Below are 7,674 nucleotides of genomic sequence, written 5' to 3'. Positions count from 1 at the left end.
GGCGTCGACAAATACTGGTCCCCCGTCAACCGCGTCGACAACGCATACGGTGACAGAAACCTCATCTGCACATGCCCTCCAATGTCAGAATACGAAGAAGCCGCAGAGTAATACACAAACAAACACCCGCCGGACTACCGGCGGGTTTTTCGCTCATCGGAAACCTCTGTCCCGATTTGATACCCTTTAAGATGTCGTTTTTAACGGTCGATGGGTCTTTTTCGCTTGCTGCAGGTGCGAAGGAGCCATACCCCTATCTGTGGGACACCCCTCCCCAACGAGGGGCGTGTATCTGGAAGGGTAATACAGATGACAATCGAACAACCGGCGACGCGGCCGGCCAATCCGCGTTTTTCTTCGGGCCCTTGTGCCAAACCCCCCACATTTGATCTGACCAAACTGGCGGATGCGGCCTTGGGCCGTTCGCATCGTGCTGCTGTTGGTAAGGACAAGCTGAAGGCGGCCATTGAAGGCACGCGCGAGATTCTGGGTATTCCAGCGGATTATCGCATCGGCATCGTACCTGCCTCAGACACCGGTGCGGTTGAGATGGCGCTGTGGTCGCTTCTGGGTGAGCGCAAGGTCGAGATGCTGGCCTGGGAAAGCTTTGGCGCGGGTTGGGTGACCGATGTGATCAAGCAGCTGAAAATCGACGCGGATGTGAAAACTGCCGACTACGGGCAAATCGTCGATCTCGCGTCCGTCGATTTCGCCAATGATGTAGTGTTTACTTGGAACGGTACCACCTCGGGTGTGCGGGTTCCGAATGGCGACTGGATTGCCGTTGATCGTCAGGGTCTTACGATCTGTGACGCAACCTCGGCGGCCTTTGCGATGGACTTGCCCTGGGACAAGCTGGATGTGACCACGTTCAGCTGGCAGAAGGTTCTGGGTGGTGAGGCGGCTCATGGGATGCTGATTCTGTCGCCGCGTGCGGTCGAACGCTTGGAGAGTTACACCCCAGCACGGCCCCTGCCCAAGATTTTCCGCCTGACCAAAGGTGGCAAGCTGATCGAAGGCATCTTCACTGGGGCCACAATCAACACGCCCTCCATGCTTGCGGTTGAGGACTACCTTTTCGCGCTGGATTGGGCGCGATCCGTCGGTGGCCTTGAAGGATTGATTGCCCGCGCGGATGCCAATGCTGGCGCAGTGCACGCGTTCTGCGACCAGAATGGCTGGATTGCAAATCTGGCGGAAGACGCGGCGACACGGTCCAATACCTCGGTCTGCCTGAAGTTTACCGACGCGCGTATTCAGGATGGTTCGGCTTTTGCCAAGGCCGTGGCCAAACGGCTCGAAGTCGAAAACATCGCACTAGATATTGGTGCCTATCGCGATGCCCCTGCGGGTTTGCGCATCTGGTGCGGTGGCACGATCGAGACCTCGGATATAGAGGCGATGTTGCCATGGCTCGCATGGGCCTTCGAGACCGAGATCGCGGCGCAGACTGAAGCTGCCTGATGTTATTGCCGGGCCACCCAAGGCCCGGAGCTTCCATACAATTCAAGGACCAAAGATATGGCCCCCAAAGTACTCGTATCTGACAAGCTCAGCGAAACCGCCGTGCAGATCTTCCGTGATCGCGGCATTGATGTGGATTTCATGCCCGATCTGGGTAAGGACAAAGACAAATTGGCCGAGATGATCGGTCAGTATGACGGCCTCGCCATCCGTTCGGCCACCAAAGTCACGCCAACCATTCTTGAGAAAGCTGACAAGCTGAAAGTCATCGGCCGCGCTGGGATCGGCACCGACAATATCGACAAGGATGCGGCCTCGAAAAAAGGTGTGATCGTGATGAACACGCCGTTCGGCAACATGATCACCACGGCTGAGCATGCCATCGCGATGATGTTCGCCGTGGCGCGGCAAATTCCCGAGGCCAGCACTTCGACCCATGCGGGCAAGTGGGAAAAGTCCAAATTCATGGGGATTGAGCTGACCAACAAAACCCTGGGCGTGATCGGCGCGGGTAATATCGGCGGCATCGTTTGCGAGCGTGCGCTGGGGCTAAAGATGAAGGTTGTCGCCTATGATCCCTATCTCGGCGAAGAGAGAGCCGCGCAGATGGGAGTGGAAAAGGTCGAGCTGGATGAACTGCTGTCGCGTGCTGACTTTATTACTCTGCACGTGCCGCTGACCGACCAGACTCGTAACATTCTGAGCCGCGAGAACCTTGCCAAAACCAAACCCGGTGTGCGCATTGTCAACTGCGCGCGCGGCGGTTTGGTCGACGAAGACGCGCTGGCGGAGGCGTTGCAGTCGGGACATGTCGCCGGGGCGGCTTTTGATGTGTTCAGCGAGGAGCCTGCCAAAGAGAACGCGCTGTTCAATCTGCCCAATGTGGTGTGCACACCTCACCTTGGCGCGGCAACGACCGAAGCGCAGGAGAACGTGGCGTTGCAGGTGGCCGAGCAAATTTCGAACTACCTGCTGACCGGCGCGGTAGAAAACGCGCTGAACATGCCAAGCGTTACGGCGGAAGAGGCCAAGGTCATGGGGCCATGGATCAAGTTGGCTGGCCATTTGGGCAGTTTCATTGGTCAGATGACGGACGAACCGATCAAGGCGATCAACATCCTTTATGATGGCGTTGCGGCCGAGATGAACCTGGCGGCGCTGAACTGTTCGGTGATCGCTGGAATCATGAAGAAATTCAACCCCGAGGTGAATATGGTTTCTGCTCCGGTCGTGGCCAAAGAGCGGGGGATTCAAATCTCGACCACCAATCAGGATAAGTCCGGAGCCTTTGAAGGCTATATCAAGGTGACCGTCGTGACCGGGAAACGCGAACGTTCGATCGGGGGAACCGTGTTCAGTGACGGCAAGCCGCGCTTTATTCAGATCAAAGGCATCAATATCGACGCCGAGGTTGGCGCCCACATGCTTTATACCACCAACGAGGATGTGCCAGGCATCATCGGTGCCTTGGGGCAAACTATGGGCACGCATGGTGTGAACATCGCGAACTTTACCCTTGGTCGTGCTGAGGCGGGAGGCGAAGCGATCGCGCTGCTATACGTCGACGAACCAGTTCCGGCTGAAGCGCGCGCGCAGCTGGCGGAAACCGGTCTGTTTACCCAGATCAAGCCACTGGAGTTTGAGGTGGCCTGAGTGTCGCTGTTGAATTTCTGAAACAGATTGATGCCCGGGCTTATGCAAAGCGCGGGCATCGCCTTTTCAAAGAGTCGTATTTGCGTCAGAAGTGCAGCAATCGCAGATGCCCGAGGGGAACCAGATGACCAACCCGATCTACGCAATCGGTGATTTGCACGGGCGTGTGGACGAGTTTGACCGCGCATTGTCGCTGATCGAGCGCGATGGTGGTCAGGACGCCGAAATCGTGTTTTTGGGTGATTACGTCGATCGAGGCCCAGACAGCAGGGGCGTCATCGACCGTTTGATCGCGGGACGTGATGCAGGCAGGCGTTGGGTCACCCTGCTGGGCAATCATGACCGGATGTTTTCGTGGTTTTTGGAGGATGTGCCACGTCATGATCCGCATATGTTGGTGGGGTATCATTGGCTGCACGAGCGGTTGGGTGGTGTCGAAACACTTCAAAGCTATGACGTGTTCTTCGATCAGCAGACGCGCCTAGAGGATCTACATGCCATTGCACGGGGCGCGGTTCCTGTGGCGCATAGGATGTTTCTGCAGGGGCTCGTGGCCATGCATCAAACGCCAGAGATTGCGTTTGTTCACGCAGGCATCCGGCCCGGAATACCGCTGAGCGAACAACGGGAAAATGATCTGGTGTGGATCAGGCAAAGCTTTCACAATCACCGTGGCCCGCATCCGAAGCTTATCGTCCATGGACATACGCCTGTGGATCAGGCGACGCATTATGGTAATCGCATCAATCTGGATAGCGGTGCAGGGTATGGCCGCCCGGTAGGCGTCGCGGTGTTTGAAGGTCGGGATTGCTGGTTGCTGACGGACAAGGGCCGCGTTGCGCTTTTGCCCTGACGATCAGGACTGTGTGAACAGGTCTTTGCAGCGGTCACGCAGGATGTTTTTTTGCACCTTGCCCATTGTATTGCGCGGCAGTTCGTTAAGCAGGATCAGTTGGCGGGGATGTTTAAAACGGGCCAAAGCACCCTGTATCGTATCCATGATCGCTTCGATATCAGGCGTCTGACCGGGGGTCGGAACCAGAATGCCAACCGGCGTTTCTCCAAAATCCGGGTGGGGTACGCCGATCACCGCGCTCTCCAGCACGCCGGGTTGTTCATCCAGCAGCAACTCGATCTCTTTAGGATAAATATTGTACCCGCCCGAGATGATCAGGTCTTTCCCGCGCCCGACGATATGGACATAGCCATCTTCATCGATCCGCCCCAGATCACCGGTGATGAAGAACCCGTCTTCGCGCAGTTCTGCGGCCGTCTTATCGGGCATTTGCCAATAGCCCTGAAACACGTTGGGGCCGCGTACTTCGATGATCCCGATTTCACCACTTGGCAGAGTCTCCCCCGATTCAGGTTCCGTGACCTTCAATTCGACATCTGGCAAGGGAAATCCAACGGTTCCTGCGCGGCGCTCGCCGTCGTATGGGTTTGACGTATTCATGTTGGTTTCGGTCATTCCGTAGCGTTCCAGAATGCGATGGCCGGTCCGGTCTTCGAATTGAACATGCGTGTCTGCCAGCAAAGGTGCCGATCCTGAAATGAACAGCCTCATATCCTGCGTCAGCTCCCGCGTGAACCGTTGGTCGCTCAGCAGCCGGGTGTAGAAGGTTGGTACGCCCATCATCGTCGTTGCTTGAGGCATCAGACGTAGCATGTCGTCCAGGTCGAATTTGGGCAGATAGATCATCGATCCACCCGAGGCGAGCATGACATTGGTCGCAACAAACAGCCCATGGGTGTGAAAAATCGGAAGTGCGTGGAGCAGCACGTCGCTGTTGGTATACTGCCACTCGTTTACCAGAGTCTCCGCGTTCGATAGCAGATTGGCTTGCGTCAGCATCGCCCCTTTCGAGCGTCCCGTCGTGCCCGAAGTATAGAGGAAAGCGGCCAGATCGTCCTCGGTCCGGCGGACCGGTTCAAAGGCAGGAAGCATCCCCAACGCACGCCGTGTCAGGCTACCCGAACCGTCCGCGTTCAGCGTCTCTAACCGGGCGTTGTTCTTTTGTGCGATATCAGCAAGCCCAGCCTCGTTGGCCGCGTCGCAGACCACCAGAGATGCGCCGCTGTTTTCGATGAAATAGCTCAGCTCTTGCGTCGTGTAGCTCGTGTTGAGGGGTAGGAAGATCAGCCCCGCCTGGACACAGGCGGCATAAAGCGCCAGTGCTTCGGCGGACTTCTCCACCTGCACTGCGACGCGGTCGCCCGGTTCCAGTTCCAGTCCGGTCAGCGCATTGGCCAAACGGGCTGCCGTGTCCAGAAACGCGGCATGGGTCAGTGTCTGACCATCGGCGAGATGCAGAAACGGCGTGTCCTTGCCCGCATGAATGCCAAACAAACGATCATAAAGCGGGTTGCCCATCCCGGTTTCCTTTCCATCCGACGCTGGAACTCTGTCTCGTAAATGGCAGGGGGTAAAGCCCGGAAAATCAGAATTCGGTGGTCATCCGGTAGCCCGCTGCAAAATACATTTTGGCGAAGGTCACCGGCTGACCTTGCAGCCATGTGATGCGCTCTGCCGTAAAGACGGGCTCTCCTTCGGACACATCCAAAAACCCAGCCAATGTGGCGTCAGCGCGGCTGGCTAGAAATGTCAGCTCGACATTTGTGAAAGGGACGGTTTGCACCAGCCAGTCATTCGGTCCGATACTTGAGAAATTGGCCTGTTCCACTTGCGGTACGCTGTCGATCACGATCCAGCGGTCCTCGAACTGAAAGGGTGTGTTGGTGGAAAAATGCATGCATCGCACATGCATGACTCGCTGATCCACGCGCAGGGCCAGACGAGCCGTCAGCCAATCGGGAGCGGTCTGTGTTTCATGCGATACCAGCGCATAGCGATAGGTGCCGCCCGCAGCTTCAATCTCATCACGGACCAGTGGAATGGTGAATCGTGCCTGACGCTGCGGAGCGCTGAGAACCCGGGTGCCTGCCTTTCGACGCCTTTCCAGAAACCCTTCATCCGCCAGTTCCCGCAGCGCACGGTTGACTGTGGTGCGGGTGCACGAAAATTCCACCGCAAGCTCTTGCTCATTGGGAAGCAGGGCATCCGGTTGCCATTCGCCGGATCGGATGCGTTGCAGGACGGTTTGCTTAATGTCTTTGTAGCTGGTGGTATCGCTGGTCTGGGTCATGATTCAAAGGTCCGCCAGCAGGTCACTCATCGCCGCGCGATAATTGATCAGGATCGCGTCGCGGGCGATGTGCCGCCCGCCGCACACTTGATGTCGCCCGGCAGACCACAAATCGGACACAGTTCCGTCTGGCGCCGCAAAGCAGAGCCCGTCAAGCAGCTGATCGTCGCGCAGACTGCACAGAGTTGGGTGGCTGCGATCGATTGCTACCAGATCGGCAAGGTGACCCACAGCTATATGTCCAGCCGCGCGCCCAAGGGCTTGCGCTCCACCTCGTGCGGCCCCGGTATAAAGAGCCTGACCAACCGATCCTTCGCCGCGCACCAAAACCGTGCGCGCTTTGTCACGCAACCTTTGGGAATATTCCAGCGTCCGCAACTCCTCAGGCAGTGAAATGCGTACATTCGAGTCTGATCCGACACCAAAGGCACCTCTGGCGCCGGTATAAACAGCCCCATTGAAGATGCCATCGCCCAGATTGGCCTCGGTGATCGGGCAGAGACCGGCGACCGCTCCGGATTGGGCGAGGGCGCGGGTTTCATCGTCGGTCATGTGGGTGGCGTGGATCAGGCACCAGCGCTCGTTCACGTCTGCGTTGTTCAACAACCAATCCACCGGACGCTGACCCAGAGCGGTCTCGACATCCGCGACCTCCTTCACTTGTTCCGAGATATGGATATGCACCGGGCCGTCAGGAGTTGCCTTGAGCACCTGCTGCAGGTCATCCGGTGAGGTCGCGCGCAAGGAATGCGGCGCGATGCCAATCTGACTATCTGCGTGGGGCAGAAGCGGTTGGCATTCTTCAGTAAGCTGCAAAAACCGATCCACATCATTGCTGAAGCGTAACTGACCACCTGCCAGCGGCTCTTGTTTGACGCCGCCATAGGTGTAGAGCACCGGCAGATGCGTCAGGCCAATCCCGGTTTGGCTTGCTGCCGAAAAGATGCGCTGGCTCAGCTCGGAAAGCTGCGTATAGGGCGCACCGCCGGGTTGGTGGTGGACATAGTGAAATTCCCCGACCGAGGCATACCCGGCCTCCTGCATTTCCATGAAAACCAGTGCAGCGATGGCTTCGATGTGCTCTGGGGTGAGGCGATCCAGAAAGCGGTACATTAGGGTGCGCCAGGTCCAAAAGCTTTCGCGCCCGGCAGCGCGGGTTTCGGTCATACCGGCCATGGCGCGCTGAAAGGCGTGGCTGTGCAGGTTGGCCAAAGCGGGAAGCAGGACATCGACACGTGTGTCGCTTGGATGGGCGTCTTTCCCGTGTTCCAGCTTCGTGATCCGGCCGTGTTCGATTTCAACCCGAAGATCGCTAACCCAGTCAGAGCCTAACAGGGCCGTTTTGGCATGAACCGTCATCGCAATTCCATTTTGTGTAGACTTTATGTATTTACCCGTATACGAAAAAATC

General features: G+C 57.4%; 6 protein-coding genes. 3 read left to right on the top strand and 3 right to left on the bottom strand.

Features of this window, described 5'->3' with window-relative positions; genetic code table 11:
• Window positions 1-309 precede the first annotated feature (309 nt).
• The 3 genes from ACRZ91_RS12810 (at window position 310) to ACRZ91_RS12800 (ending at window position 3,970) form a co-directional block, all read left to right on the top strand.
• A complete protein-coding gene (locus ACRZ91_RS12810) occupies window positions 310-1,464 on the top strand; it encodes a phosphoserine transaminase (protein WP_480905897.1) in 1,155 nt (384 codons plus the stop codon).
• A 57-nt stretch (window positions 1,465-1,521) separates the two neighbouring features.
• Window positions 1,522-3,117, top strand: a complete 1,596-nt coding sequence (gene serA, locus ACRZ91_RS12805) for a phosphoglycerate dehydrogenase (protein WP_480905894.1) — start codon at window positions 1,522-1,524, stop codon at window positions 3,115-3,117.
• 124 nt (window positions 3,118-3,241) lie between these two features.
• Window positions 3,242-3,970, top strand: a complete 729-nt coding sequence (locus ACRZ91_RS12800; protein WP_170771670.1) for a metallophosphoesterase family protein — start codon at window positions 3,242-3,244, stop codon at window positions 3,968-3,970.
• Window positions 3,971-3,973: 3 nt separating this feature from the next.
• Here ACRZ91_RS12800 and ACRZ91_RS12795 read toward each other — a convergent pair whose 3' ends face one another.
• From ACRZ91_RS12795 to ACRZ91_RS12785, 3 genes are all read right to left on the bottom strand, one after another.
• Entirely contained in the window at window positions 3,974-5,491 is a 1,518-nt protein-coding gene (locus ACRZ91_RS12795; protein ID WP_480905891.1) for a malonate--CoA ligase, read from the bottom strand.
• 67 nt (window positions 5,492-5,558) lie between these two features.
• The gene (locus tag ACRZ91_RS12790) at window positions 5,559-6,263 is read right to left on the bottom strand and encodes a GntR family transcriptional regulator (protein ID WP_170476443.1); all 705 of its coding nucleotides are present in this window, start codon (window positions 6,261-6,263) and stop codon (window positions 5,559-5,561) included.
• A gap of 3 nt (window positions 6,264-6,266) precedes the next feature.
• On the bottom strand, window positions 6,267-7,622 hold the full coding sequence (locus tag ACRZ91_RS12785; protein ID WP_480905888.1) for a formimidoylglutamate deiminase: 1,356 nt from the start codon (window positions 7,620-7,622) through the stop codon (window positions 6,267-6,269).
• Window positions 7,623-7,674 lie beyond the last annotated feature (52 nt).

Source organism: Ruegeria sp. O11 (assembly GCF_056535285.1).
The sequence above is the reverse complement of the archived record's forward strand: the minus strand, read 5'-3'. Positions and strand labels throughout refer to the sequence as shown.

Excerpts from the sequence above, each read along its gene's own strand:
- ACRZ91_RS12810 (WP_480905897.1), top strand. The coding sequence starts at position 310 with ATGACAATCGAACAACCGGCGACGCGGCCGGCCAATCCGCGTTTTTCT.
- ACRZ91_RS12800 (WP_170771670.1), top strand. The coding sequence starts at position 3,242 with ATGACCAACCCGATCTACGCAATCGGTGATTTGCACGGGCGTGTGGAC.
- ACRZ91_RS12795 (WP_480905891.1), bottom strand. The coding sequence starts at position 5,491 with ATGGGCAACCCGCTTTATGATCGTTTGTTTGGCATTCATGCGGGCAAG.
- serA (WP_480905894.1), top strand. The coding sequence starts at position 1,522 with ATGGCCCCCAAAGTACTCGTATCTGACAAGCTCAGCGAAACCGCCGTG.
- ACRZ91_RS12785 (WP_480905888.1), bottom strand. The coding sequence starts at position 7,622 with ATGACGGTTCATGCCAAAACGGCCCTGTTAGGCTCTGACTGGGTTAGC.
- ACRZ91_RS12790 (WP_170476443.1), bottom strand. The coding sequence starts at position 6,263 with ATGACCCAGACCAGCGATACCACCAGCTACAAAGACATTAAGCAAACC.